A 24743-nucleotide genomic window follows, 5' to 3' on the forward strand; every position below is an offset into this window, starting at 1 on the left:
AGTCCATGTTTAAGCGGCTTGTGTTTCACCGTAATGTGAGGCCAATTCCATTAAGGTCTTCATGGGCTTTGTCTGAATAGTGCTTTTATTGCAGATAAGGTAGGTATCCACATCGGCGATCTCATCGGGCAGCTCGCTAATTTGCAGCTCACCACTCAAGCTTTTGGCCACTTCCATGGGTAATAAGGTGATGCCCAATCCGGCAGAAACACAGCCAATGATGCCTTCCTGTGTGCCAAATTCCATAATGGTATAAGGCAGGCGGCCTTCACGGCGCAGCCATTCTTCAGCACGGGCGCGATAGGCACAGCCTTTGCGATAAACCAGCAAAGTATTGGACAGCTCATTACCCGGTGAACTTACCAGCACGAGGCGTTCGCGAAAAAACGGATATTGGATGATCTCCTCACTTTGAACCGCACTGCCCACAATGGCGCAATCTAATTGATGTTTCAGCACTTGTGCGATCATTTCATCGGTTGTGCCAGTGCGCACGGACAATTCGGTTTTGGGGTGAAGTTGATGAAAGCTTTTAAGCAATCTTGGCAAACGAACCGACATAGCCGTTTCCATGGAGCCCAATGATAAAGTCCCGCCATCTTCCATGCTCGACATCACCGCATGACGGGCTTGGCGTTCCTGATCAATAATCTGATAGGCATGATCTAACAAGACGCGCCCCTGCGCACTAAGCTCCATCCCGCGGCTTTTGCGCACAAACAGGCTCACGCCCAATTCTTCTTCCAGTTTTTTAATGCGCGCGGTCACATTGGATTGCACACAATTAAGCTGCTGGGAGGCACATGAAACGCTGGCATTTTCTGCCACCGCGATGAAGACTTTTAGGGTTGAGATTTCCATTTTGGACCTAATGACTTTAGTGATATCACTTTTTATGAATGATAGCATCAAAACTAATCATTTGTAATGATTTTTAAGATCGGATAGTATACTGTTCGATCAATGAACAATATGTGAGCCTCCCCGATGATTGCCGTTATTTTTGAAGTTCTCCCCAATGCAGAGCATAAGCAGGAATATCTTGATATTGCCGCAGAGCTGCGCCCTGTGCTGGAACAAATCGACGGCTTCATCTCGGTTGAGCGGTTTCAAAGCTTAAGCGATGAAAATAAAATTCTCTCGCTGTCTTTCTTTGAAAATGAAGAAGCCGTTCAAAAATGGCGCACCCTTGAAGCCCATCGCAACGCTCAAAAAGTGGGACGTAGCCGCGCCTTTGATGGCTATCGCCTGCGTGTCGCCCATGTGATGCGCGATTATTCAATGAGCGAGCGCGAGCAAGCCCCAACAGACAGCCAGTCCATTCATCAATAAGGTTTTCACCCCCATGTCCCAGCCTATTGCCACTTGGAAACTCATCTGCGCCGGTATTTCATCGCTTATTTTAGTGATGGGAATTGCGCGTTTTGCCCTTACCCCTTTATTGCCCGCCATGCAGGCAGCAACGGGTCTGGGTGATGATGGCGCTGGTTTTTTAGCAGCGTCTAATTATGCCGGGTATCTAAGCGGGGCCTTACTTGCAAGCCGTTTGCGCAACCCTTTAACCAAGCTGCGTTTTTATCGCCTGGGCATTATATTTGCGGTTCTAACCACCGCTGCCATGGCGTTGAGTGATCATGTGGTGATCTGGTCCATCATGCGCTATTTTGGGGGGCTAACCAGTGCTGCAGGCATGGTTGTGGGCACCGCCATTGTGCTGGACCATCTCAAACAGCGCCACCGCCCAGATTATATCGGCATCCATTTCAGTGGTGTGGGCCTTGGTGTGGTGCTGAGCGGCACAGTCTTGACCCTGATTGAGCCTGTCATGAGCTGGGATCAAGGCTGGCTGGTTGTGGGCGCGATCGGTCTTTTGCTCGCCCTGCCTGCCTTATTATGGATGAATATCCATGGGCTCAAGGCCCCCAACATCGCCCATGGCGAAGGGATCAACATGCGTGCGCGCCCAATTATCATGCTGTTGTTATCTTACGGTTTTGCCGGGGCGACTTTTTCTATTGGTACAACCTTTATCATCACCATTATGGCGCAAAGCCCCTCACTGGCGGATAGCCGTAACCTTGCCTGGGTTTTACTCGGTGTAGCCTTGGCCCCGTCTTGTTATTTCTGGATGCGCAGTGCCATTAAAGTGGGGGATTTTAAAGCCCTGACTTATGCCTATATCGTGCAAGCTATTGGCTGTGCCTTACCTGTGCTGTGGCCCTCAACCGCCAGCGCCTTGATCGGTGGCTTTATGTTTGGCGCCTGCTTTATGGGGATTGTTACGGTTGTTCTGGCTTTAGGTGGGAAACTCTCGCCCCATAACCCCTCTGCGCTCATCGGTATTTTGGTGGTCTCATACGGTGTGGGACAAATCGTTGGGCCTGTCCTTGCCGGCATCGCCATGGAACAAACTGGCTTTAGCGAGCTTGGTCTATGGAGTGCTGCGGCCTGTAGCCTTATTTCCATCGCCTTTTTATGGGGGGCGCGTTGCCCAAGCAATGTCCCTGTTAAAGAAGATTGCCCTTGTCTCAGTTAAGCCTATAAACCCTTCCTTCATTTTTTTACCCCAAACTCTATGCTAAGATGGCATGAGGTGGGTAGAGACATGGCTGAAGACTATAAAGAACGTTCAGACATAGATCGTCGCAAAGGCAGAAAGCTTGAGAGTGAGCAATCTGTCGGGCGGCGCGAAGATGATATTCTCAATGCCATTGCCCCTTTAAGCCCAGAGTTTGAGCGCCAAGACAGCACCCAGCAAAGCCGACGCAACCGTCTCTATGAGATAATGGATGCGGGCAATAAAGACGACGGGGCGGCAAAAGCCTTTGATATTTTCATCGTCAGCCTCATCTCCCTCAACGTGCTGGCGGTAATTTTAGAATCCGTTGCCAGCCTTCATGCCCAATGGGCCACCCAGTTTTATTATTTTGAAGTCTTCAGTGTGGCAATTTTCAGTGTTGAGCTTGCCTGTCGTATCTGGACCACAACTGAAAAGCCCCAAGATAAGTTTCATCACCCCTTTTGGGGGCGCTTAAGGTATCTGTTCACGCCAACCGCCCTGATTGATATCATCGCCATCTTGCCATTTTATCTCAGTTTCCTTATTGCGCTTGATCTGCGTTTCATGCGGGTGCTTAGGCTCTTGCGGGTCTTTAAGCTGACGCGCTATTCCTCTGCCATGACGATCTTGCTTAATGTACTGCGCCAAGAAGCCAAGGCCTTTGGGGCTGCGCTTTTTGTGCTCCTACTGCTCATGACATTTTCTGCCAGTATGATCTTTCTGTTTGAACATGAAGCCCAGCCTGAGGTCTTTTCCAACATCCCCAACGCCATGTGGTGGGCAGTGATTACCCTCACCACGGTTGGATTCGGTGATGCCTATCCCATCACCCCCATGGGGAAATTCTTTGGAGCGGCCATTTCCATTGTTGGTATTGGCATGGTTGCCCTGCCAGCAGGTATTTTAGCCTCGGCCTTTTCAGAACAGCTTCATATCCGGCGCGAACGCTACCGTGACAAGGTGGTTGATGCACTTTCAGATGGGGTGCTGACCGCAGGTGAAGCGGAAAAATTAAGAAAAATTCAGGAAGATCTGGGTATTTCTGTAGATGAAGCGCGCAATATTTTGCATCATAGCGTCAAAGGGGGCCTACATTTTTACACCCATTGCCCCCATTGTGGCGAAAGCTTGCAGGACGTTGATAAATAACCATGGCCCCAGAACCTTTTGACCTGATCATTTTTGATTGCGACGGCGTCCTTGTGGATAGTGAGCTTTTGGCCTCCCACGTGCTTTCAGAACAGCTCGCCCTGCATAATGTGGATATCCCGCCGCGCGAATGTCGCGACCGTTTTACAGGCTCCAGCCTGAAACGGGTAAAAGAGCTCGTCTTTCAAGCCACAGCCATTGAACTGCCCGATAATTTTGAAGAACGTATTCGCGAACAAGACCGCCATGTGTTTGAAGATCGCCTGCGCCCGGTCTCTGGTATTGAAGAAACCATGGAACTTTTACACATGCCTGTTTGTGTGGCCTCCAGCGGATCGCTAGATAAAGTAACCCATTCGCTCAAGCTCGCCCAAATTTATGATAAATTTGCCCCGCACCTCTTTTCTGCTGAAATGGTGGCGCGCGGTAAACCCGCACCGGACCTGTTTTTATATGCAGCTGAGAAAATGAATGTAAAACCGGAGCGTTGTTTGGTGATTGAAGATAGCCCCGTTGGTGTGAAAGGGGCGAAAAAAGCCGGAATGACCGTCTTTGGTTTTGCCGGTGGTTCCCACGCTGGACCGGGTTATGCAGAAATGCTTGATCTTTCTGGTGCCAATATCACCTTTAGAGAAATGTTTGCCCTTCCCAACCTTATTAAGTTTTATCAAAGATGATCACGACAGATTTAGATGATAAACGTGCGCTTGCACAAACACTCTTTGACTCAGGCCAACTCAAAGATGCCATTGCGCTTCAGCTTGAAGTCTTTAACCAAACCCAGAAAATCAGTGACCTGAAAGCCTTTGTCAGCTTTATCATTGCCAATCAGGACTATAAGGGCGCACTTGATATGCTGGCGTTGTTGCAACGTTCCCCAAAAGGCTATGAAGACCCTGAGACCATCCGCAATTTTGGCCTGTGTTATACCCGTTCAGGCCAACATGCATTGGCGTTGCCGTTTTTAAGCAAATATATAGACATAAAATCCGATGATGCGCTTATGCATGACTGTCTGGCGCAATGTTATTTCCATCTTAGCGATAATGACAACAGCCGCTATCACGGGGCGTGCAGCCTGACCTTAAAAGACGCCCAATCTCAAGCTCCGGTTCTCACCACACTTGAGACCTGTCGCATTCCCGCCTTTAACTCCCTGCAAAAAATGAAAAATGTCATCGCTTTTTCCATCAGCGGGGAAGAAAAAAACACATTGCGCGGCGCACTACAGGCTGCAGACAGTGCAAAGCGGCTTTATGGGCAATGGACCTGTCGTTTTTACCTTGATCAGACCGTACCTGCACGCATCCAAAAAGCCCTGCAAGCCAAAGGCGCTGAATTGATTATGATGGATACGGATGAGGCGGATTTACGCACCAGCCTGTGGAAATTACACGTCTGTATGGATGAACATATTGATCGATATCTTATTCGCGATCATATGAACGCCATTACACCGCGCGAAGTCGCAGCGGTTGACCAATGGATCAATTCAGATAAACATTTCCATATTATGCGCGACCATGTCAGCCAATGCGCCCTTGTGCCTGCGGGGTTATGGGGGGGCGTGCAAGGCGCGTTAGCCAATATGGGGACATTGCTTTATAAATTCCTCACCCACACACGCCCACAGGCAAAAATGGATGAGCTTTTTTGTGAACAAAACCTTTGGCCCACCATTAAACAAAGCTGCCTGATCCATGACAGCTGCCATGACCTTGAGAGCATTACAGCTTTTCCCAAAAAGACAGCCCTGCCAAATGGGAAATATGTGGGTCAGCCCTTTTCAGGATAGCTCTCCAAAACCTCATAATCAGCCCCATGACGGGTGAGGTGGGAGCGAAACAGGCTGAAATGGGCCACCTTAAAACTATGGGTTTTCAAGCCGTTATTGGCACTCATATAATCTTGCGCTTTTTCAAGCGGGGTATTTTTAAGACGTGCCAATGTGACATGGGGTTTATATTTGCGTCGTTCAGGCACCAGCCCTGCTTGTTCCACCGCAGTTAAAATCTTTTGATGAAGATGGGTTAAAGCCTCAATCTCGCCTTTCACCCCGGCCCAAATGACCTTGGCCTTGCCACGGCTTTCAAAACAATCGACCTCGTGTAATGAGAGATCAAACGGGTCAAACTGCACATTACATAAAGCCTCATGTAGATCAAAGGCTGCACCGTGATCAACCTCGCCCACAAAGGCCAGTGTGATATGCATATTATGAGGGGGAACCCAACGCGCCTCCTTCAGGCCTGAACATAAGGGTACAAGCCTGTCTTTCACCCCATCTGGCAATTCCACCCCCATAAAAAGGCGCATCATCTTCTATATTTAAGGTGCGGGATTAGGGTTATCAACATGGGCCGCTTCAATATCAGCCAAAACCTCTTCGCTCAGATCAAGCTCATAGGCCAAAATATTGCTTTTAAGTTGCTCCAGATTTGTCGCGCCAATGATAGAAGCGGTCATAAAGCTTTTGGTCTTTAAATAGGCCAAAGCCATCTGGCTCATATCCAGCCCATGTTTTTTTGCAATCTCATAATAAGCTTGTGTGGCTTCTTTTGCGCGTGGCTTGGTAAAGCGGCTGTAGCGCTCAGGCCAAAGGGTCATACGCGCGCCTTCGGGCTGTTGACCGCCAATATATTTACCCGACAATGTGCCTCCACCCAGTGGTGAATAGGCCAAAAGCCCGACATCTTCGCGCACAGAGACTTCTGAAAGGCCCACTTCATATTGACGCGTCATCAAATTATAAGGATTTTGGATGGAGACAATGCGCGGCCAGTTGTTTTTTTCTGACAGGCGCAGATATTCCATCACCCCCCATGCACTTTCGTTTGAGACACCGATATGGCGGATTTTACCTTGTTCCACCAGCTTCACCATCGCGCCCAAGGTTTCTTCAATGGGTACAGCACTTGAATAATCCGCCCCATCAGGATAGTTCAGCTGCCCAAAATAATTGGTTGGGCGCGAGGGCCAATGGATTTGGTAGATATCGATATAATCAGTTTTAAGACGCGCAAGGCTATCCTCCACCGCTGCCATAATATCTTTTTCTGTCAGGCGGGCTGCGCCATCGCGGATATAATCAAAGAAATTACCCGGCCCAATTACCTTGCTTGCCAGAACGATATCATCACGCTTGCCGCGTTTTTCAAACCATGTGCCGATCACCCGTTCGGTATCGGCATATGTTTCTTTGCGCGGGGTCACCGGATACATTTCTGCCACGTCAAAGAAGTTAACGCCTTGGGCTGTGGCATAATCCATCTGCTCATGGCCTTCTGCCTCACTATTTTGCTCACCCCATGTCATGGTGCCAAGACAAACCAGTGATACGTCAATATCTGTGCGCCCGAGTTTTTTATAGTGCATTATTTCATTACCTCTTTGACGTAAGGCAAAATGCGATCAACCATAATCGCAATACCTTCTTTGGTGGGATGGATGCCGTCAGGCTGGTTAAGTGTAGGCTCACCTGCAACACCCTCTAGGAAAAATGGATATAGGGTGATGTTATGACGCTTGGCAAGGCGAGGAAAGACAGAATTATATTCTTTTAAATAGTCCTCGCCATAATTGGGCGGTGCATACATACCTGTTAACAGCACCTTGATCTCGCGTTTTTTAAGCTCGGTTATAATCGCATCAAGGTTCTTTTCCATGAGGCTGGGTTCAAGGCCGCGCAAACCATCATTCGCGCCCAGTTCCACAATCACCATATCGGGATTATCGCTAAGCGCCCAGCCAAGGCGCGCCAGCCCGCCTTGGGTCGTATCGCCAGAAACACCTGCATTAATAATATTTATATTATTTTGATTATTATTAATTTTATTTGAAAGCTGTTCAGGAAAGGCATCGCCTTTGGGAAGACCATAGCCAGCACTTAGACTGTCCCCTAAAACAAGGATGGTGAAATCCTTGGTCTCAACATTTGCACTCGCTGTGTTGACAAGACAGAGAAACAGCACAAATCTGGAAAAAGTTATTATCGGATTTAAAAGGCCAAAGCCCATGAGCGATACTCCCGCGCTGCAATTACAAGACATTCACCTTAAGCTGGCAAGTCAGGCTGGTGACGTCAATATCCTAAAAGGAATTAATTTAGAAATTCACCGTGGGGAGACCATTGCCATTGTCGGCCCAAGTGGGTCGGGCAAGTCCTCTATGATGATGGTCATTGCGGGGTTGGAACGTTCAACATCGGGCCGTGTGATGATTTCTGGCAAGGATGTCACCAATTTTAGTGAAGATGAGCTGGCCCTCTTTCGCCGTGACCATATTGGCATTGTTTTTCAAGACTTCCATCTGGTGCCGACCATGACGGCGCTTGAAAATGTTTCGATACCGTTAGAATTTGCAAATACGCCCAATGCCTATGTAAAAGCCAAAGAACAGCTAGAGGCCGTTGGCCTTGGTCATCGCCTTGAACATTACCCCTCCCAACTCTCAGGAGGCGAACAACAGCGCGTTGCCTTAGCGCGTGCTTTTGCCGCTCAGCCGGATTTATTACTGGCAGATGAGCCCACAGGTAACCTGGATGGGGAGACGGGTGAGAAGGTTATGGATTTGTTATTTAACCGACATAAAGCCCAAAACAACACACTTTTGCTCATTACCCATGACCCGAAGCTCGCTGAAAAATGTGACCGCACCATCCATGTGCAAGATGGGCGCATTAGCGATCATAACCTTAAAGAGGTCGCAGCCTCATGAGTGGATGGTCACAAAGCTGGCGTTTGGCACGCCGTGAATTAAGAGGCGGCACCAAAGGCTTTCGCATCTTTCTTGCCTGCCTGATTTTAGGGGTTACCACCATTGCGGCGGTTTCATCCCTTAATGAATCCATCTCTCATGGCTTGGCCCGTGATGGTCGGGCCTTGCTCGGCGGTGATCTGGATTTACGCCTGTCTGGTCGCACCATAACGGATGAGCAACAAAAATACTTACAGGCCCATGGGCAGCTTTCCCATGTCAGTGAAATGCGCGCCATGGCCCAAAATGGTGAGCAGCGCCTGCTTGTTGAATTAAAATCCGTTGATGATTTTTACCCCCTTGTGGGCAACCTCACAAGCCAGCCACCTCTTTCTATCAAACAGTCTTTGAGCGAAAATTCAGCCCTTGTTGAAAAACTCGCACTGGATCGTTTAGGGGTTAAAGTCGGTGATGAAATCACCCTTGGACAAGCACGTGTTACAATTTCGGGCCTGATTACCAAAGAGCCAGATCGCATTGCCTCGGTGATAAATTTCGGCCCGCGCATGATGATTTCCCAAAAAACTTTGGAAAATACGCAGCTGTTAAAACCGGGAAGTGTGGTGCGCCATCACTATCGCCTGCAGTATAATGACATAAGCAATTCTAATAATTTTATTGATAATCTTAAGGAAAAATTTCCACAAGCTGGATGGCGCGTGCGCACACCAGACAATGCCGCCCCCGGTGTGGAGAACTTCATTGACCGCCTATCCCTCTTTCTCAGCTTCGTTGGATTCACCACCTTATTGATCGGCGGGGTCGGGGTGAGCTCGGGCGTGCGCGATTATCTCGATGGCAAGATCGCCACCATTGCCACCTTTAAAAGTTTAGGGGCAACCAACAAGATTGTCTTTCAAACTTATCTAATCCAGATCCTGCTTCTCAGCCTGATCGGCATTGCAGTTGGTCTTATTCTTGGGGCCTCTATCCCTTATGTTTCCTCAATTGTGGGCTCCAGCTTCTTCCCTGTACAGCCAGAGGCCGCACTTTATTTACCACAACTTCTTACCGCAGCTGCCTTTGGTTTCCTCATCGTCCTTACCTTTGCCTTTTGGCCTTTAGGGCGTACACAAAGCGTTTCTGCCAGTGCGTTGTTTCGCGATAAAAGCACACCGATTACGGCCCCACCAGCCCCTGTTTATCGCAATTTATCTTACCTTTTTTCATTCTTATTAATTATTCTTACCCTAAGCACCGCACATCGCCTTGATTTTGCTGTTATCTTTGTTGTTGTCGCTGCACTCGTTCTTGCCACCCTAAAAGGTGCGGGCATATTGACCATGCGTCTTGCCAAGAAGGCCCCGCATTTTAAACAGACGGGTCTTCGCCTTGCTATTACGGCACTTCATCGCCCGGGTACAACGGCCCCATCTGTTATCCTGTCCCTTGGGCTTGGCTTATCGGTTTTGGTGGCAGTCACCCTGATTGATCAGAATTTGCGCGGACAGATTAATGACAACCTCCCTAAAGAAGCCCCGGCTTTTTTCTTTATTGATATCCAAAATGAGCAAACAGAACAGTTCGACCGCACCTTGACCTCTCTTAAAGGTACGGGAAATTATAAACGTGTGCCGTCTTTGCGCGGACGCATTACAAAAATCAATGGGGTTGATGTGGATAAGGTGGAGGTTGCACCACAATCGCAATGGGCTGTTCGCGGTGATCGCGCACTGACTTACGCCAGCCAACCCTCAGAAGGCTCAAAAATCATCAAAGGCCAATGGTGGGCGGCTGATTATCGCGGCAAACCGTTAATTTCCCTTGATGCCGGGCTGGCAAAAGGTTTTGGCGTGGATATCGGTAATACGCTCACCGTTAATGTGCTTGGGCGCAATGTTACAGCCACGATTACTTCTTTGCGCGAGATAAACTGGCGCTCCATGCGGTTTGATTTTGCCATTATCATGAGCCCGGGCCTGTTAGAACATGCGCCCCATTCCCATATCGGGGCCATTCATGCTGATGATGGCGCTGTTGAGTCTATTGAGAAATCCCTTGCTCTAGATTTTCCCAATGTGTCCATCATCCGTGTGAAAGAGGCTTTGCAGTCTGCGCGCAATTTAATGGATGGCATTTCCACCGCCATTGGGTTAGCAGCCAGCCTGACAGTTATGGCAGGCGGGTTTGTTTTGGCAGGGGCCATGGCCTCGGGCCGCGAACAACGCACTTACGAAGCTATTGTTTTTAAGGTTTTAGGGGCAACGCGTTCGCGCATGTTGCAAGCCTACCTTATAGAATATGGCGTTCTTGGCCTTGTCACCGGGCTGATTAGTGCAGGCGTTGGCACCATTGCCTCGTGGGGGGTGATTACATTCTTGATGAAAATGGATTGGGCCTTTTATCCAAACACAATCGCGCTGACACTTATATTATGTCTTATCCTCACCATTGGAGCCGGATTTATCGGTACATGGCGGGCATTAGGCCAAAAAGCAGCCCCGCATTTGCGCAATGAATAACTTCTCACAATATTGTCATTCCAGTTTCCCTTGCAAACTGCGAATTTCATGACATATTAAGAGTCAAACAATTTCATTGAGTTTTAACAGCTCCTAAGAGGATAGAAATGCAATTCGGTAATAACCGTCAAACCATGTCACATTCTGAGGCACGCGTTGCACAGTATGATGTGGGCCTTCGCAAATATATGCTGGGTGTTTACAACTATATGGCTGCTGCCTTGGCGCTTACAGGCATCGTCGCCATGTTGGCTTCAAGCTCTGCCACTGTGATGCAGACCATTCATGGCACACCCTTGAAATGGGTTGTCATGCTGGCGCCACTGGGTTTTGTTTTCTACTTCAGTGCACGTATTCATAAAATGTCTACATCTGCCGCGCAAATTTGCTTTTGGGCATTTTCCGGCCTGATGGGCTTGTCCCTATCTTACATCCTGCTGGCTTATACTGGCACAAGCGTGGCCCGTACTTTCTTTGTAACAGCCATCGCCTTTGGTTCACTCAGCCTTTATGGCTATACAACAAAACGTGACCTTTCTGGCATGGGTTCTTTCTTGATCATGGGTGTTGTTGGCCTGATCATTGGCGGGATCGTCAATATCTTCCTGCAAAGCACAATGATGCACTTCATCATTTCCGGCGTTGGTGTGTTGTTGTTTGCCGGTCTGACAGCGTATGACACACAGCAGATCAAAGACACATATCATGAGCTTGATAGCTCTGATGTAGCTGGCAAAAAAGCCATCATGGGTGCCTTGATGCTCTATCTCGATTTCATCAACATGTTCCAGTTCTTGCTGGCCTTCATGGGTGAGCGCGACTAGAAATACGCCCCTTAAAATATAAAAAAGCCCGGTTCTGATATTTTACAAGAGCCGGGCTTTTTTTATGGCTTCACCACATTGGGTGGGCTTTCCCCTTTAAAGAAACTTTCCAGATTATCAATTGCCATAAAGCCCATGGCGTTGCGCGTCTCAATGGTCGCGCTGCCCAGGTGAGGCAACAAGAATGTATTATCAAGGGCTCGATAACCTGCATGGAGGTTGGGCTCCCCTTCGAACACATCAAGGCCTGCGGCAAACAGCCTCTTTGATTTTAAAGCCTCAATCAATGCCTCATCCTCAATCACACCACCGCGTGCGGTATTAATCACCACGGCGCCTTGGGGTAAAAGCTCGATGCGCTCTTTACTAAGAAAGCCCTTTGTCTCAGGCGTAAGTGGGCAATGCAGGCTTAAGACATCACTATTAGACAGCAGACTTTCAGCCGTTTCATGATATGTCGCGTCAAACTCAACAGGGCGGCGGTTGTGATAATGCACCTCCATACCAAAGGCTTTGGCCCGATTGGCCACAGCTTGACCGATACGGCCCATGCCTAAAATGCCAAGGCGCTTTCCTTGCAGGCCTGTCCCCATTAATTGGGTCGGGTTCCAGCCTTGCCATTTATTTTCCCTAATCAGTCTTTCGCCTTCAAAGGCCCTGCGTGTCGCCCCCAATATTAAAAGCAGGGCGATATCGGCTGTGGCATCGGTTAAAACACCCGGTGTGTTGGTCACGGTGATGCCGCGCGCCATTGCGGCTTTAATATCAATATGTTCATAGCCAACCGAGAATGTAGAAATGATGCGAATACGTTCTGGTAATTTTTCAATCAAATCGGCACCGATTTGATCGCACGGGCTACATAAAATACCATCTACATCATGTGATTGTTGAATTAACCTTTCTGAATTGTCCGGAAAGTCGCCTCCTTGCAAATTAGTTGCAAATGTATCTATGAGACGTTTCTCTACTTCATCGGGTAATTTACGTGTCACGAGAATGCGCTGTTTTGGCATTTTAACTCCCCTGTCTTCATCCTTACTTTTGTGAAGACTAACATAAAAAAACGCCGTTCCGAAAACAGAACGGCGTTAAATATTTATCCACAGGCTGTGGATAACCTAGCTTGCATAGCGTAGAATTTCCATGGCTTGGTTCAATTGGCTCATGCGTTCATGGCTACCATACTTCCCGTCTGGGTGGTGAATGGTGGCTAACATACGAAAGCGCGCCCGCAGTTCTGAGCGATCGGGATAGGTCTTTGGCGGAAAGCCAAGGATATGAAGCGCATCCCCACGGTCTTGAACGCCGTTGCTCAGCGGTTCAAATGACAGAACCGAAACAATTGCCTTTAAGCGTTCCAATTCCTCAGTTGTTTCGGGTAGTTGATGATTTTTCTTTTCCTGTTCAGCGGCCTCGATAGCTTCTTTTCGCAGGCGTTCTGCCTCAAGCTGCTGCTGGGCCAAGCTCTCTTGCGTGTCGATACGCACACAGGCCTCACCACGCTCCATATACAAGGAAAGATTGAGTGCCTTGCGGATATGTAACACTTCAAACCCCGGGGCCATGCGCACTTGCAAACGGGGTTTGCGTCGCCAAGGCCGCCCTTTACTGGGGCCCGATTTAAGAATGACTGTTTCGCGGTCTTGTGGCTCTGGATCACCCGGATCTGTAAAATTATATATGTCAGCATCACTGACCATCAACAAGACGGAACGAGCTAGGTCAGCAACATTGACTTTCTTCTGATCAGCCAATGCACTGACCTGATCACGGAACTCACTGGAGCAGGGAATGGTATATGAGTGTTTTAAGTTGGATGACTTTGGTTTCGCTTTCGCCATTTTCACATCACCATTTTGTTCTTTATCAGTCCCCTCACTAACTGATGCTGATGAGACTGACGAATTTGATGCCGCTTGCTGGGCATGCATAGAACTGTCTAACACGTTTCTTGCCTATTTATTATTATGCAGGGATTACCCCTAACAGATCAACTACGAATGTTGTTATAAATCCTATTACGGCTTAGAACAAGGAAAACCCTTGGTTTTCTGCCATTTTAGGAGCTTGTTACATCCTACAGTATCTTGGTAAAAAAAGTGTTACCTACATGTGCAGACAATTTTTAGCCCCTTTTTAACTCTCTGGATTCACATGCAGTTATAAATATGAACAGCAGGTTTTTGCTCTAAGAAATAAGGTGCTTTTGGTGGGATGACACCAATAAACAGCCATCCTAGTCTTGTGTGTAAATCTGTGAATAATATATATAATGCATTGAAATAAATGATTAATATTATACATCTATATCACAGAATATACATATTTCAGAACGTACCGCACCCGAAACTTAGATAAAATTTTATCTATTCTAAAAAGCAGCTTAACAAAAATAAAAAAGCCCAGAACATTAATGCTCTAGGCTTGGCTACTCTTTTCAAACTTAAACAGGTCTTAGGCGACGTTTTTGCGGGCCAGTAACATCACATTTGAAACAACTTCATCAATTTCTGTGCATTGATGTCTGCAGGCATGAAGTAAATCATTCGGGTCCGTTTTAGGACATTCATCACAATGAAGCTTTATCGCCTCAATCAATTCTTGTTCCACTTGGATATTACTCATATTCATCGCGAATCACCCTTCCCTTTTATAAACATATATTAATAAATTCTTAATTTTGCGACATCCTCCATATGGGTGATATATAGGGACTTAAGCACTAGACCCTATTGGTTGACAATCACAAATCCTTTATATACCTATAGAACTAGGCGTAATTAGAATTAATAAAATCTTGTAATAAATTATGAATAGATCAGATCATCTTATCTATCTTGCCGATGACAGTGAAACTGTACGCAAGATGGTTTCTTATGTACTTGGAAAAGTCGGCTATCAGGTCAAATGCTTTAATGATGGCCAAGAGTTGCTTGATGACCTTTATGGCCTGCAAGATGATGCTTTACCCTCTGTCATCATCCTTGATTATAATATGCCCAACGTGGACGGGTTTCAGGCCTGCTATCAGATCAAGAGCAATATGGCGCGCCTAAAAGCACCGATTATCTTTTTCACCTCCATGGCCAATACTGAAGACAGTGCCATGGAAGCTGGCGCTGATGAGTTTATCGTCAAGCCGTTTCAGCCCAATTCACTGATCGAGCGCATTGATTACTGGGCCAAAGAAGATACCCATTGGGCCTTAAATGAAAATGAAAATCAAAAGGGTGATAATCCCCTGATCATGATTGCTGATGATAGTGAACATTTTCGCAAGATGGTGAGCCTTATCTTACAAAATGCTGGCTTTCACGTTGAGGCCTATGAAGATGGATTTGATCTAATCTGCAATCTTGAGGGTAAAGAGCCTAAAGTGATCGTCTTGGATATGGAAATGCCTAAACTAAATGGTCTGGATACCTGTAAGAAAATTCGCTTGGAATGGGAGCAACTCAACTGCCCGATTTTGTTTTTCACGTCCCAAGCCTCGAGCGAGACCATTCGCAATATTCGTGAGATCGGTGGTAATGATTATGTCAATAAATCCCTGCCCCCAGATGTTTTGGCAGAAAGGGTGCACCATTGGATGAAAAGCTGCTGAATAATTAAGAGTAATTATTTCACCTGCAAAGCCATTGCTGTGCTTAACATTGTTGCCTCATCACAATCGCCATATAGATCTTCGGCAAAAAGACGAATATGAGTATGACGCTCTTGCCAGTTTTCCAGACCTTCATGGTCTTGAGCCATTTTAATCAGCTCATGCCCGATTTGGCTAATCAGCTTTAATGAGGTGGTTTCACATTGCATATTGTTCATCACTTTGTCTCCCTTACCTCTATATAGTACTACATAAAGATAGGAGCGCTGTGATCACCGACACAGTAGGGAAAAAAACATCAGCCTTTGCGACGTTCATTCTCCACACGATAGTTGCGACGGCGCCGCTCTGGCCCTTTATAGTTTTTACAATCTACAAAGGGGCGCGGGGCCACAATCATGGAACAAATGCGTGAATAAAGCGTATGAGCATTAAAAGGCTTGGCTAAAAACTCATTCACACCGGAATCACGCGCGGCTGCCACCGTGCTCATATCTGCACGCCCGGTGAGCATAATGATATTTGAATATTGATAAGGTTCAAAAGCAGCAGCGCGAATACGTTTAACCAAATCAATGGTTGAACCTTGATTTAGCAAATATTCCATGATGACGATGTCAGGATTGTCATGTTTAATAATGCCCACCGCATCAACTTCGGTAAAAGCCACACGAATGTTTGTGACACCCATGGCTTTGAGCAAAGTTTCGACAAGGTTTGAGCCCCAACGATCTTTTTCAACGATCAGAACACTTAAATCTTCAAGGCCGAAATTCTGGAGATCACTCATTGCTCATCTCCCAACCATGATTTGGGCACATCATAATCTTTAAGCAAGGCTGTTACTTCTGCATCTTTATTTTTTAGGAGCTTCTTATAGCCAAAATCGCTCAAAATAATATGTTCTAGATAAATCTGCTTATATTCCAGCACACCCTTGATATGGCGGTTCTTCTCAACCGATGTGATTTGCTGCTCTCGAACATCAAGCAACTGTTCCAACATTTTTTCATGGCCTGCTTTGTGATCTTCCAGATCACCATGACCGAATTTCTCCATCACCAGTTCTTCACGACCGAAATGGATACGGCTATAGCCTTCCAGCATTAAAAAGATCATGTCGGTTTCAAATACACCCGCATGGCCTTTATTGCTGAGATATAAATGTTTCACCAAATGAAGCAGATAACGATGATCCTCATCAATTGCTGTACATCCGGTGCGATAAGCATCCTTAAATTCGAAATCTTCTTCAGTCACTTTATTTGGGTCTATATTGTCATCAACCTCTTCGCGTGATGCACTTGCAAACAATGCATTGAGGCTTTCTTGAGATTGAACCCCCGGCTCAGGTGCAGCTGGCTTCTTAGGTGCAGGTGCGGCTTGCGCAGCAGGTGCTTTTGCAGCTGGCTTTTGCTCAACTGGTTTTGCTTCAGTCGGTTTCGCCGCTGGTGCTTTTTTCTCAGCAGGCTTGGCTTCAACAGGTTTTTTCGGCGCAACTTTTGGCACTTCAAAACTCTCTGTTTCCCCTTTAATAACCGCTTGCAAGCGCGCCAGAAGTTTCTTGCCGAGCTCACCGCCTGTGCCACTGATTTTCTTCTCAATAACAAATTCAAGTGTACTGACATAGGCCTGTAAAACCCGAACACAATAAGCGCTGTTCAAACCGTCTTTGGCATGTTTGGCCAAAAACTTTTCAAGATGCGCACCAATAAGTGAAAACAGCGGGTAATTAAAGGTCCCGCCTTGAATTTTCACTTCATATGTAATCTCGTTTAAACGGCCTTTTTGCTCATCATTGGCTGCGCTACCTGAGGCAAAGCCGTCAACGAGACCTGCAAATTCTTTGATAAGCTCACCAACCAAGCCTAAAAACTGGTCAGCCTGTGCATAAAGTGCCTTATTGGCTGCATCCAGAACCTTATCATCAACCAGACCTTCACCTGTTAGGCGCACAACCTCTCTTAGAGGTTTTGTATTTGCAGGTTTATGGGATTTCAAAACATCCAACTGGCCTTTTTTCGCCTGTTTGATGCCATCTGCAATAGAAGAGGCTTCCGTCTTATAAAGATGGATTTCAGAAACCCGATCCCCTTTAAGTTTGGAATCCATTTTCGTGCAGAGTTCTGACCAAAAAGAGGAGGCTTCCTGTTGTTCCCAGAAACCTTCAAAGGACGTATTTCCGGATTGCTTCACCATTGCGATTATGAACACAGACTATCTCCAACTCGGCGTTTATTATTTTATTCTTACTTTTTAATGTAAGCGGGATTTTTGCAAATATTGATATTCAAAGCAAGGTGCTAATATTAAATACAATTTCATGGTGTGTAAGAAAATTTTCCATATCATCAATGGTATTATTTTATAATCATTTAATTGAATTATCTATAAAGTTATTCCCCTGAGGCAATACAAGGCTCTAAGAGTTTAAATTATTAAACTTTAAATTTAAAACCTCACCTCATAATAACGGATTCGGCTAAAAATCAACTTCCTAAAACAATAGTATTTTTGCTTTAGATAAGCTACATACATAGCTATTCATTATATAGTTGATCAGGCCCTGTTATGCAGAATGCACCTTTAAATCCATTCAGCGCTTTTCTTTGGTTTATTTTATTCCTTATGTTCATAGGCACGAGCGTCCTTCTCTATGACATGCTTTTTGGAACAAAACATTATGCAAATATGCCCGCCGAAACAGCAGCCCCGACACAACCGGGTGGAGCATTGATCAAACCCATCATGGGCTTAAGCCAACATGAAGTAAATGATCTACGCTATAAGCGCGAAGAAGAAAAACTTGCCCATGATCTCTACCACCATTTTGCGACTAAATGGCAGGTACCTCTTTTTAAAACCGTTGTGGAAGCTGAAGTTCGCCATATCGAAGCTATAAATACTCTTTTACACAGCTATAACATCCCCGACCCCACAAAAGGCACAGCTGTTGGTGAGTTTAATTCCCCAAAATTAAACCTGATGTATAAAGACCTTGTTGCCAAAGGTGAGCAATCCCTTGAAGACGCCTATCTGGCAGCTGGCATGATTGAAGAGATTGATATTTCTGATTTGGATCGCTCGCTGACCCGTTCGGCCCAAAGCAATATTATCCTTACTTATAAAAACCTTCAGCTCGGCTCGCGCAACCATTTGCGCCGTTTTTCCAAAGCCTTACAGGAACTCGGCACCAGCTATAGTGCGCAACATATGCCCTTTAATAAAGTGGATTTCATCATCACAAGCCCACTGGAAAGAGCTGCACCAGAGCGCAAAATGCACACAAAAGAGCCCTCTGCCAAAAAGCCAGACCTGATCGATATGATTTTTGAGATGTACTAGGGTCAGGACCTAAAATAAAGCAGGCAAGGCATTCCAGAAAAACCAATCTAAAGCACGGGTCAATACACTGATCTTGCTTGAACCTGTCGGTTTCTCCACATGGCCTAAGGCAGGCAGCAAGCTTAGCATCAACACCAAAAAGGCGGTTTTGCGAACCGCTTTAATTTGATGACCAAGATGTGCTTTTGTCGACATGAAAACCCTCTTTTGATTTTCACATTCTACAGGGCAGTTATGTCCTCATCATGTCTGTTATGTAACACAATGTAACAAGAAAAAGGGCCGCTACCTTTTGGCAAGCGACCCTCTTATATTCTACATCTGATTAATAGATGGATTAGTTCGGTAATTTACCGACCACACCTTCTACATACCAGTTAAAGCCAAGCATTTCGCCATCAGACATAGTCTTGCCCGCAGCGATGCGTTCCTTGCCTTCATTATCTTTTACAGGGCCACCAAACGGGTGCAATTTACCTGCAATAATGTCAGCCTTGGCTTTCATCACACGTTCTTGGACATCTTTTGGCACATCTGCGTGGAAAGGACCAACCTGAACCATATCAACATTAAGGCCATCCCACGTATCTTGGTTGCCTTTCCAGTTGCCTGCCAAAACTTCTTCAACACGCTTCACATAATAAGGTGCCCAGTTTGTGATGGAGGCTGTTAGGTGAGATTTTGGACCAAATTTTGAGAAATCAGAGTTATAACCAATCGCGTAAACACCTGCATCTTCAGCTGCCTGAATGGTTGCCGGGCTATCTGCATGCATGGTTAGCACGTCAGATTTTTGACCGATCAATGTATCAGCTGCTTCGCGCTCTTTACCCGGATCAAACCAAGAGTTTGTCCAGATCACGCGGACCTCTGCTTTATCATTTACCGCACGAATACCACGGGTAAAGGCGTTAATGCCACGCACCACTTCTGGAATTGGGAAGGCTGCCACATAGCCAATAACGTTTGATTTTGTCATGGCACCTGCCACCAAACCAGTGAGGTAGCGGCTTTCATAAAAACGTGCCAGATAAGTGTTCATATTCTTGGAACGTTTATAGCCCGTTGCATGTTCAAAGGCCATTTTTGGAAAGCGTTTTGCCACTTTCAATGTGGGATTCATATAACCAAAAGACGTTGCAAAAACGGCCTTATAACCATTTTTTGCAAAATTCATGATCACACGTTCTGCATCCGGTCCTTCAGCAACGCTTTCAACAAAGCTGACTTTGATTTTATCGCCGAATTTTTCTTCAATGGCTTTGCGGCCCAGATCATGTTGATAGGTATAGCCCGCATCCCCAATGGGAGAGACATATACAAAACCGATCTTTGTTTCTTCAGCCTGTGCTGTTACTGCACCAAAAGCCATCGCAGCAGCGCCCAATACGCCTGCTAGAAGTTTTTTTGACATTCAATCGTTCCTTTCGCCAAATGCAAAACTGTTTCTTATGTTAGCTAGTCTCATTACCAAGTCAATTACCCATCTGCGCGAAAGGGTTTGCCCAAACACGCTGGCGCATTATGCCTGATCTTGCTTTCATCGCGCGAGATAAGCACCAAAACCAGAATAGTTGCGATATAGGGTAGCATATTCATCAAATGTGCGGAGATATCCACCCCCATTGACTGCACATTTAATTGTAAAATCGTCACACCGCCAAAGAGATACGCCCCGATCAAGGCACGTCCGGGCTTCCATGTGGCAAAAACAACCAGTGCCAAGGCAATCCAGCCCCGCCCTGCTGTCATATTTTCCGCCCACATGGGTGTGTAAATCAAAGAAATATAAGCCCCCGCCAGACCACACATGCCCCCGCCAAACAAGATGGCGGCAAAACGAATGGCAATGACCGGATAGCCAATGGCGTGCGCAGCATGATGAGATTCCCCAACCGCGCGCAAGATCAAGCCCCAGCGTGACTTATTTAAAAACCAGATACAAAGCCCAACCAACACAAAGGCAAGATAGACCATAATGTCATGACCAAATAACAACGGCCCAATCACCGGAATATCGCTTAGTCCCGCAATATGGATTGCGCTTAAGCCTTTAATGGGTGTGCCGACATATTCCAACCCGAAAAAGGCCGAAAGCCCAATACCGAAAATCGTTAAGGCCAGACCGCTGGCAACCTGATTGGTATGAAGAAAAAGAACAAGAATGGCAAACAGGCTGGAAAGGAGCGCACCGGCTAAAATCGCAGCGAGAAAACCAAGGCTGGTGCTACCCGTTGCCACCACGCAAACAAAACCCGCTACAGCCCCCACCAGCATCATGCCTTCAACACCAAGGTTAAGCACGCCAGCTTTTTCGGTAATCAATTCCCCAATGGCGGCAAAAACCAAGGGCGTTGCCCCACGTGCCACACCTAAAAGGATGGCAATGATGGTTTCAAGCTCAAAGCCGGTCATGCCACTTTCCTTTTTAAGCCCAAAACAAAGCGATAATTGATCAACACATCACAAGCCAGCAAGAAAAACAGTAACATACCCTGAAACACACCTGTCACCGCCAAGGGCAGGCTTAATTCCATCTGCACGGTTTCCCCACCCAGATAAGATAAAGCCACCAAAAGGGCTGCACATAAAATGCCGATGGGGTGTAAGCGCCCTAAAAAGGCAACAATAATAGCCGTAAAGCCATATCCCGGTGAGATAACCGGTTGCAGTTGCCCAATGGGGCCTGCCACTTCAAACATTCCGGCAAGACCAGCTAAACCACCGCCAATCAACAAGCTCATCCAGACCACTTTTTTGGGACTAAAGCCCGCATAATGGGCAGCCAAAGGCGTGAGGCCGACCACTTTGACCTGAAAACCAATTAAGGTGCGCGTCATGATCACCCAGCCTAAAACCACCACGAACAAAGCGATCAACGCGCCAATATGAAGGCGTGATTCATCCACCAATAACGGCAATAGTCCCACATCGGGGAACATGCGCGATTCGGGGAAGTTAAAACCTTCTGGGTTGCGCAGCGGCCCATTGACCACATAGCCTAAAAACAAGGCTGCCACATAAGTCAGCATCAAACTGGTCAAAATCTCATTGGCATGAAAGCGAGTTTTCAAAAAAGCCGGGATCGCCGCCCAAGCCATACCACCCAAAATGCCCGCAAAGATCATCACCACCAAAAGCCATGAACTGGTGCTTTCATGATTACTCACCGCCACAGCGCCTGCGGCAATAGCGCCCATGGTTAATTGACCTTCTGCGCCAATATTCCACACATTGCCACGAAAGCCCACAGCCAGCCCGACCGCACATAAAGTTAAGGGCGTGGCCTTGAGCAGAAGCTCGGTCAACCCATAATTATCACTTATAGGTACAATGAAAAATAAGTATAAAGACTTTAATGGATCGTAACCCAAAAAGCCAAAAAGCAGGGCCCCTGCAATCAGCGTTAAGCCAACTGCCAAAATTGGCGCGCCATAAACCATTGTTTTTGAAGGATGAAGTCTTGGCTCAATACGGATCATAAATGCGCCTCCCCCTCCCATTCATCAGACTGACCAAACAAGCCGCCCATCAACAGGCCAACTTGATCAACCGAGGTCTCATGGGTATGGGTTGGTGGAGAAAGCCGCCCGTGTGAGATCACGGCAATGCGATCGGTAATGGCAAAAAGTTCATCTAAATCTTGTGAGACCACTAAAATGGCGCAGCCCTCATCGCGCAAATCCATCAAGGCCTGATGAATGGCAGCAGCCGCACCTGCATCCACCCCCCAAGTGGGTTGAGCAACGACCAAAAGTTTGGGCTTTTTCAAGAGCTCACGCCCGATGATGAATTTTTGCAAATTTCCACCAGAAAGCGATTTGGCCTCTGATTTTGAGCCGCCCGTGCGCACATCAAAGGCCTCAATAATTTTGCGCGCCAAAGCATGGGTTTTTGAAAAGCGCAACCAGCCCATCTGCACAAGATCAGACACCCCATGCCCAGATAGCACCGTGTTATCGGCCAGTGACATTTCCGGCACCGTGCCATGACCAAGGCGTTCTTCAGGTACAAAAGCAAGGCCGAGCTTGCGGCGTTTTTGCGGCCCTAAATGAGAAACCGACAGCCCCTCCATCAAAATGGAATCATCATTAGGGCATAGTCGCTCCCCAGATAAGGCAGAGAGCAAATTGTTTTGCCCATTACCCGCCACACCGGCAATGCCGAAAATCTCACCGGATTTTACTTTAAAGGTCACGTCAGCAAGGTCGGCGACAAACACATCATCAGAAGACATAGACAGGTTATTCACCACCAGACAGTCCGCCCCATCTAAAGCGCTGTCTTTTTTAGCAGGCGTTTTAATCTCTTCGCCCACCATCAATTGCGCCATGGAACGCGCACTTTCTTTTGCCGGATCACAATCGCCCACCACTTTGCCTGCGCGCAAAATCGTTGCACGATCACACAGTGCTTTAATTTCATCCAGCTTATGGGAAATATAAAGAATCGATCGTCCTTCTTCGCGCAAGCGGCGAAGGGTGACAAAAAGCTTATCCACTTCTTGCGGGGTCAAAACCGAGGTCGGCTCATCCATAATGATCAGGCTTGGGTCTTGTAAAAGACAGCGCACAATTTCCACACGCTGGCGCTCTCCCACTGAGAGCGTATGGATGGAGCGTGCCGGATCAAGCGGTAGGCCATAATGTTCTGAAATTTCAATAATGCGCTTGGCTAAATCCTTTAGGGGACCTTTTTCATTGATGCCAAGGGCGACATTTTCCAACACGGTCATGGATTCAAACAAAGAAAAATGCTGAAAAACCATGCCGATACCCAATTTTCGCGCATGGCCCGGATTTTCAATTAAAACGGGCTGGCCTTCCCAGATGATCTCGCCCGCATCAGGATGCATCACCCCGTAAATCATTTTCACCAATGTGGATTTACCCGCGCCATTTTCGCCTAAAAGCGCATGGATTTCACCGGGCTCCACATCAAAATTCACATGATCATTGGCAATACATGCTGGAAAGACCTTGGTGATCCCTTCCAGCTTCAGGCGATGCGCCATGGCCTTAGGCGACATTTTGAACCTCGCCCAATTCTTCACTGACCATCTGTAAAATGACAACCGGGTCGCGCTGCTTTTTGATCTTGTCAAACATTAGCTTTGCTTCTGGGTATGTGCGACCTAGTAATTTTATCCATTGCTTCATGCGGCCTTCGCCCCATTTTGGGCGTTTCGCACCAATCATTATTTCACAATAGATTTTCAACCAGCCAAGCATTTCCGGCCATTGGGCGAACTCACCGCCTTTAATCTCGCGGGCTAAGCTGGGCCGTGCAATAGCGCCACGCCCGATCATAATGTCATTACAGCCACTGATCTCACGACATTTTTGCGCATCTTCAGGGGTCCATATCTCGCCATTTGCCACAACGGGGATATCAACCACTTCTATAATGCGGGCAATCCATTCCCAATGGGCCGGTGCTTTATAGCCTTCCAGCTTGGTGCGTGCATGAACGGTGAGCTTTTCAGCCCCTGCTTCTTCAAGGCTTTGGGCATTTTCAAGGGCAAGGGACTTATCTTCAAAACCCAAGCGCATCTTGGCACTTAGTGGGCTCGCGCCATTTATGGCCTGTTTAACCCCATGGGTGATTTCATAAAGTTTTTCAGGCCATTGCAAAAGGGCTGCACCTGCCATATGGCGGTTGACCGTCTTTGCCGGACAGCCAAAGTTCAGATCAATCCCGATGGCACCCAGCTCATGGGCAGCAAAGGCAGCATTATCTGCCATCACGTCGGCTTCCCCACCCATCAATTGCACATGAACGGGAATGCCGCTTTTGGTCAGGCTGTTATTTTCCAGCTCGGGACAATATTTCAAGAACCATTCACGCGGGGCCACCACTTGAGAAACGCGCACAAATTCGGTCACACACAGATCAAACCCTGTGATCCGTGTCAGCATATCGCGCATATGAACATCAACAACCCCTTCCATCGGGGCCAGCGTGATCGTCATGGTGCCGCTTCAATCCTTGACCAATTGGTAAAAAAACCTTTTAGCAAAAGTGACTGCTTTTGTCTTTAG

The 24743-nt window shown here is 47.0% G+C and carries 26 protein-coding genes; 10 read left to right on the forward strand and 16 right to left on the reverse strand.

The genetic code is table 11. From position 1 onward, the window contains the following. Nucleotides 1-9 precede the first annotated feature (9 nt). A complete protein-coding gene (locus MTBPR1_RS06865) occupies nucleotides 10-861 on the reverse strand; it encodes a LysR family transcriptional regulator (protein WP_069186837.1) in 852 nt (283 codons plus the stop codon). A 126-nt stretch (nucleotides 862-987) separates the two neighbouring features. Between MTBPR1_RS06865 and MTBPR1_RS06870 the strand changes: the two genes are divergently transcribed. From MTBPR1_RS06870 to MTBPR1_RS06890, 5 genes are all read left to right on the forward strand, one after another. Further along, nucleotides 988-1332: an antibiotic biosynthesis monooxygenase family protein gene (locus MTBPR1_RS06870; protein WP_069186838.1), complete on the forward strand. Its 345-nt coding sequence runs from the start codon at nucleotides 988-990 to the stop codon at nucleotides 1330-1332. A gap of 13 nt (nucleotides 1333-1345) precedes the next feature. Beyond that, on the forward strand, nucleotides 1346-2536 hold the full coding sequence (locus MTBPR1_RS06875) for a YbfB/YjiJ family MFS transporter (protein ID WP_069186839.1): 1191 nt from the start codon (nucleotides 1346-1348) through the stop codon (nucleotides 2534-2536). Nucleotides 2537-2605: 69 nt separating this feature from the next. Next, nucleotides 2606-3709 carry an ion transporter gene (locus MTBPR1_RS06880; RefSeq protein WP_205631223.1) on the forward strand — a complete coding sequence of 368 codons (1104 nt, stop codon included), beginning with the start codon at nucleotides 2606-2608 and terminating at the stop codon, nucleotides 3707-3709. Between the two features lie 2 nt (nucleotides 3710-3711). After that, nucleotides 3712-4386 carry an HAD family hydrolase gene (locus MTBPR1_RS06885; protein ID WP_069186840.1) on the forward strand — a complete coding sequence of 225 codons (675 nt, stop codon included), beginning with the start codon at nucleotides 3712-3714 and terminating at the stop codon, nucleotides 4384-4386. After that, on the forward strand, nucleotides 4383-5504 hold the full coding sequence (locus tag MTBPR1_RS06890; RefSeq protein WP_069186841.1) for a tetratricopeptide repeat protein: 1122 nt from the start codon (nucleotides 4383-4385) through the stop codon (nucleotides 5502-5504). The genes MTBPR1_RS06885 and MTBPR1_RS06890 overlap by 4 nt, the downstream gene beginning before the upstream one ends. On the opposite strand, the gene thpR is transcribed toward MTBPR1_RS06890, so the two are convergent. The 3 genes from thpR to MTBPR1_RS06905 are packed head-to-tail and all read right to left on the reverse strand — an operon-like array spanning nucleotide 5486 to nucleotide 7725. Beyond that, nucleotides 5486-6028, reverse strand: coding sequence for an RNA 2',3'-cyclic phosphodiesterase (gene thpR / locus MTBPR1_RS06895; RefSeq protein WP_069186842.1), 543 nt, complete (start codon nucleotides 6026-6028; stop codon nucleotides 5486-5488). The genes MTBPR1_RS06890 and thpR overlap by 19 nt on opposite strands. 9 nt (nucleotides 6029-6037) lie before the next feature. Then, nucleotides 6038-7084 (reverse strand): NADP(H)-dependent aldo-keto reductase, encoded by a 1047-nt coding sequence (locus MTBPR1_RS06900; protein WP_069186843.1) that lies wholly within the window; start codon nucleotides 7082-7084, stop codon nucleotides 6038-6040. Further along, a complete protein-coding gene (locus tag MTBPR1_RS06905; RefSeq protein WP_069186844.1) occupies nucleotides 7084-7725 on the reverse strand; it encodes an arylesterase in 642 nt (213 codons plus the stop codon). Before MTBPR1_RS06905 ends, MTBPR1_RS06900 begins: the two co-directional genes overlap by 1 nt. On the opposite strand from MTBPR1_RS06905, the gene MTBPR1_RS06910 reads away from it, so the two are divergent. The 3 genes from MTBPR1_RS06910 (at nucleotide 7724) to MTBPR1_RS06920 (ending at nucleotide 11750) form a co-directional block, all read left to right on the forward strand. After that, entirely contained in the window at nucleotides 7724-8425 is a 702-nt protein-coding gene (locus tag MTBPR1_RS06910) for an ABC transporter ATP-binding protein (RefSeq protein ID WP_069186845.1), read from the forward strand. The genes MTBPR1_RS06905 and MTBPR1_RS06910 overlap by 2 nt on opposite strands. Beyond that, nucleotides 8422-10926, forward strand: a complete 2505-nt coding sequence (locus MTBPR1_RS06915) for an ABC transporter permease (protein ID WP_069186846.1) — start codon at nucleotides 8422-8424, stop codon at nucleotides 10924-10926. Before MTBPR1_RS06910 ends, MTBPR1_RS06915 begins: the two co-directional genes overlap by 4 nt. Nucleotides 10927-11033: 107 nt before the next feature. Continuing rightward, on the forward strand, nucleotides 11034-11750 hold the full coding sequence (locus MTBPR1_RS06920) for a Bax inhibitor-1/YccA family protein (protein WP_069186847.1): 717 nt from the start codon (nucleotides 11034-11036) through the stop codon (nucleotides 11748-11750). Nucleotides 11751-11812: 62 nt separating this feature from the next. On the opposite strand, the gene MTBPR1_RS06925 is transcribed toward MTBPR1_RS06920, so the two are convergent. The 3 genes from MTBPR1_RS06925 to MTBPR1_RS18105 form a co-directional block, all read right to left on the reverse strand. Then, nucleotides 11813-12766, reverse strand: a complete 954-nt coding sequence (locus MTBPR1_RS06925; protein ID WP_069186848.1) for a 2-hydroxyacid dehydrogenase — start codon at nucleotides 12764-12766, stop codon at nucleotides 11813-11815. A 105-nt stretch (nucleotides 12767-12871) separates the two neighbouring features. Beyond that, nucleotides 12872-13594 (reverse strand): J domain-containing protein, encoded by a 723-nt coding sequence (locus tag MTBPR1_RS06930; RefSeq protein WP_069188603.1) that lies wholly within the window; start codon nucleotides 13592-13594, stop codon nucleotides 12872-12874. A 613-nt stretch (nucleotides 13595-14207) separates the two neighbouring features. Further along, nucleotides 14208-14378, reverse strand: coding sequence for a hypothetical protein (locus MTBPR1_RS18105; RefSeq protein ID WP_165602631.1), 171 nt, complete (start codon nucleotides 14376-14378; stop codon nucleotides 14208-14210). Nucleotides 14379-14562: 184 nt separating this feature from the next. Here MTBPR1_RS18105 and MTBPR1_RS06935 point away from each other — a divergent pair, with 184 nt between their 5' ends. Continuing rightward, nucleotides 14563-15357, forward strand: coding sequence for a response regulator (locus MTBPR1_RS06935; RefSeq protein WP_069186849.1), 795 nt, complete (start codon nucleotides 14563-14565; stop codon nucleotides 15355-15357). A gap of 14 nt (nucleotides 15358-15371) precedes the next feature. On the opposite strand, the gene MTBPR1_RS06940 is transcribed toward MTBPR1_RS06935, so the two are convergent. From MTBPR1_RS06940 to MTBPR1_RS18365, 3 genes are all read right to left on the reverse strand, one after another. Beyond that, the gene (locus MTBPR1_RS06940) at nucleotides 15372-15575 is read right to left on the reverse strand and encodes a hypothetical protein (RefSeq protein ID WP_069186850.1); all 204 of its coding nucleotides are present in this window, start codon (nucleotides 15573-15575) and stop codon (nucleotides 15372-15374) included. A gap of 80 nt (nucleotides 15576-15655) precedes the next feature. After that, nucleotides 15656-16147, reverse strand: a complete 492-nt coding sequence (locus MTBPR1_RS06945; RefSeq protein ID WP_069186851.1) for a response regulator — start codon at nucleotides 16145-16147, stop codon at nucleotides 15656-15658. Then, entirely contained in the window at nucleotides 16144-17571 is a 1428-nt protein-coding gene (locus MTBPR1_RS18365; protein ID WP_126465077.1) for a bacteriohemerythrin, read from the reverse strand. Before MTBPR1_RS18365 ends, MTBPR1_RS06945 begins: the two co-directional genes overlap by 4 nt. A gap of 477 nt (nucleotides 17572-18048) precedes the next feature. Here MTBPR1_RS18365 and MTBPR1_RS06955 point away from each other — a divergent pair, with 477 nt between their 5' ends. After that, nucleotides 18049-18702, forward strand: coding sequence for a DUF2202 domain-containing protein (locus MTBPR1_RS06955; protein WP_165602632.1), 654 nt, complete (start codon nucleotides 18049-18051; stop codon nucleotides 18700-18702). Nucleotides 18703-18711: 9 nt separating this feature from the next. Here MTBPR1_RS06955 and MTBPR1_RS06960 read toward each other — a convergent pair whose 3' ends face one another. The 6 genes from MTBPR1_RS06960 to MTBPR1_RS06985 all read right to left on the reverse strand — a co-directional run bounded on the left by MTBPR1_RS06960 (nucleotide 18712) and on the right by MTBPR1_RS06985 (nucleotide 24674). Further along, nucleotides 18712-18897: a hypothetical protein gene (locus MTBPR1_RS06960; RefSeq protein ID WP_069186854.1), complete on the reverse strand. Its 186-nt coding sequence runs from the start codon at nucleotides 18895-18897 to the stop codon at nucleotides 18712-18714. Nucleotides 18898-19039: 142 nt separating this feature from the next. After that, nucleotides 19040-20116, reverse strand: coding sequence for a BMP family ABC transporter substrate-binding protein (locus MTBPR1_RS06965; RefSeq protein WP_069186855.1), 1077 nt, complete (start codon nucleotides 20114-20116; stop codon nucleotides 19040-19042). 65 nt (nucleotides 20117-20181) lie between these two features. Beyond that, nucleotides 20182-21117, reverse strand: coding sequence for an ABC transporter permease (locus MTBPR1_RS06970; protein WP_069186856.1), 936 nt, complete (start codon nucleotides 21115-21117; stop codon nucleotides 20182-20184). Beyond that, nucleotides 21114-22184, reverse strand: coding sequence for an ABC transporter permease (locus MTBPR1_RS06975; RefSeq protein ID WP_126465079.1), 1071 nt, complete (start codon nucleotides 22182-22184; stop codon nucleotides 21114-21116). The genes MTBPR1_RS06970 and MTBPR1_RS06975 overlap by 4 nt, the downstream gene beginning before the upstream one ends. Further along, nucleotides 22181-23731, reverse strand: a complete 1551-nt coding sequence (locus MTBPR1_RS06980) for an ABC transporter ATP-binding protein (RefSeq protein ID WP_069186858.1) — start codon at nucleotides 23729-23731, stop codon at nucleotides 22181-22183. The genes MTBPR1_RS06975 and MTBPR1_RS06980 overlap by 4 nt, the downstream gene beginning before the upstream one ends. Then, nucleotides 23721-24674: a tRNA dihydrouridine synthase gene (locus MTBPR1_RS06985; RefSeq protein WP_069186859.1), complete on the reverse strand. Its 954-nt coding sequence runs from the start codon at nucleotides 24672-24674 to the stop codon at nucleotides 23721-23723. Before MTBPR1_RS06985 ends, MTBPR1_RS06980 begins: the two co-directional genes overlap by 11 nt. Nucleotides 24675-24743 lie beyond the last annotated feature (69 nt).

Source organism: Candidatus Terasakiella magnetica (assembly GCF_900093605.1).
GTDB classification, from domain to species: domain Bacteria; phylum Pseudomonadota; class Alphaproteobacteria; order Rhodospirillales; family Terasakiellaceae; genus Terasakiella; species Terasakiella magnetica.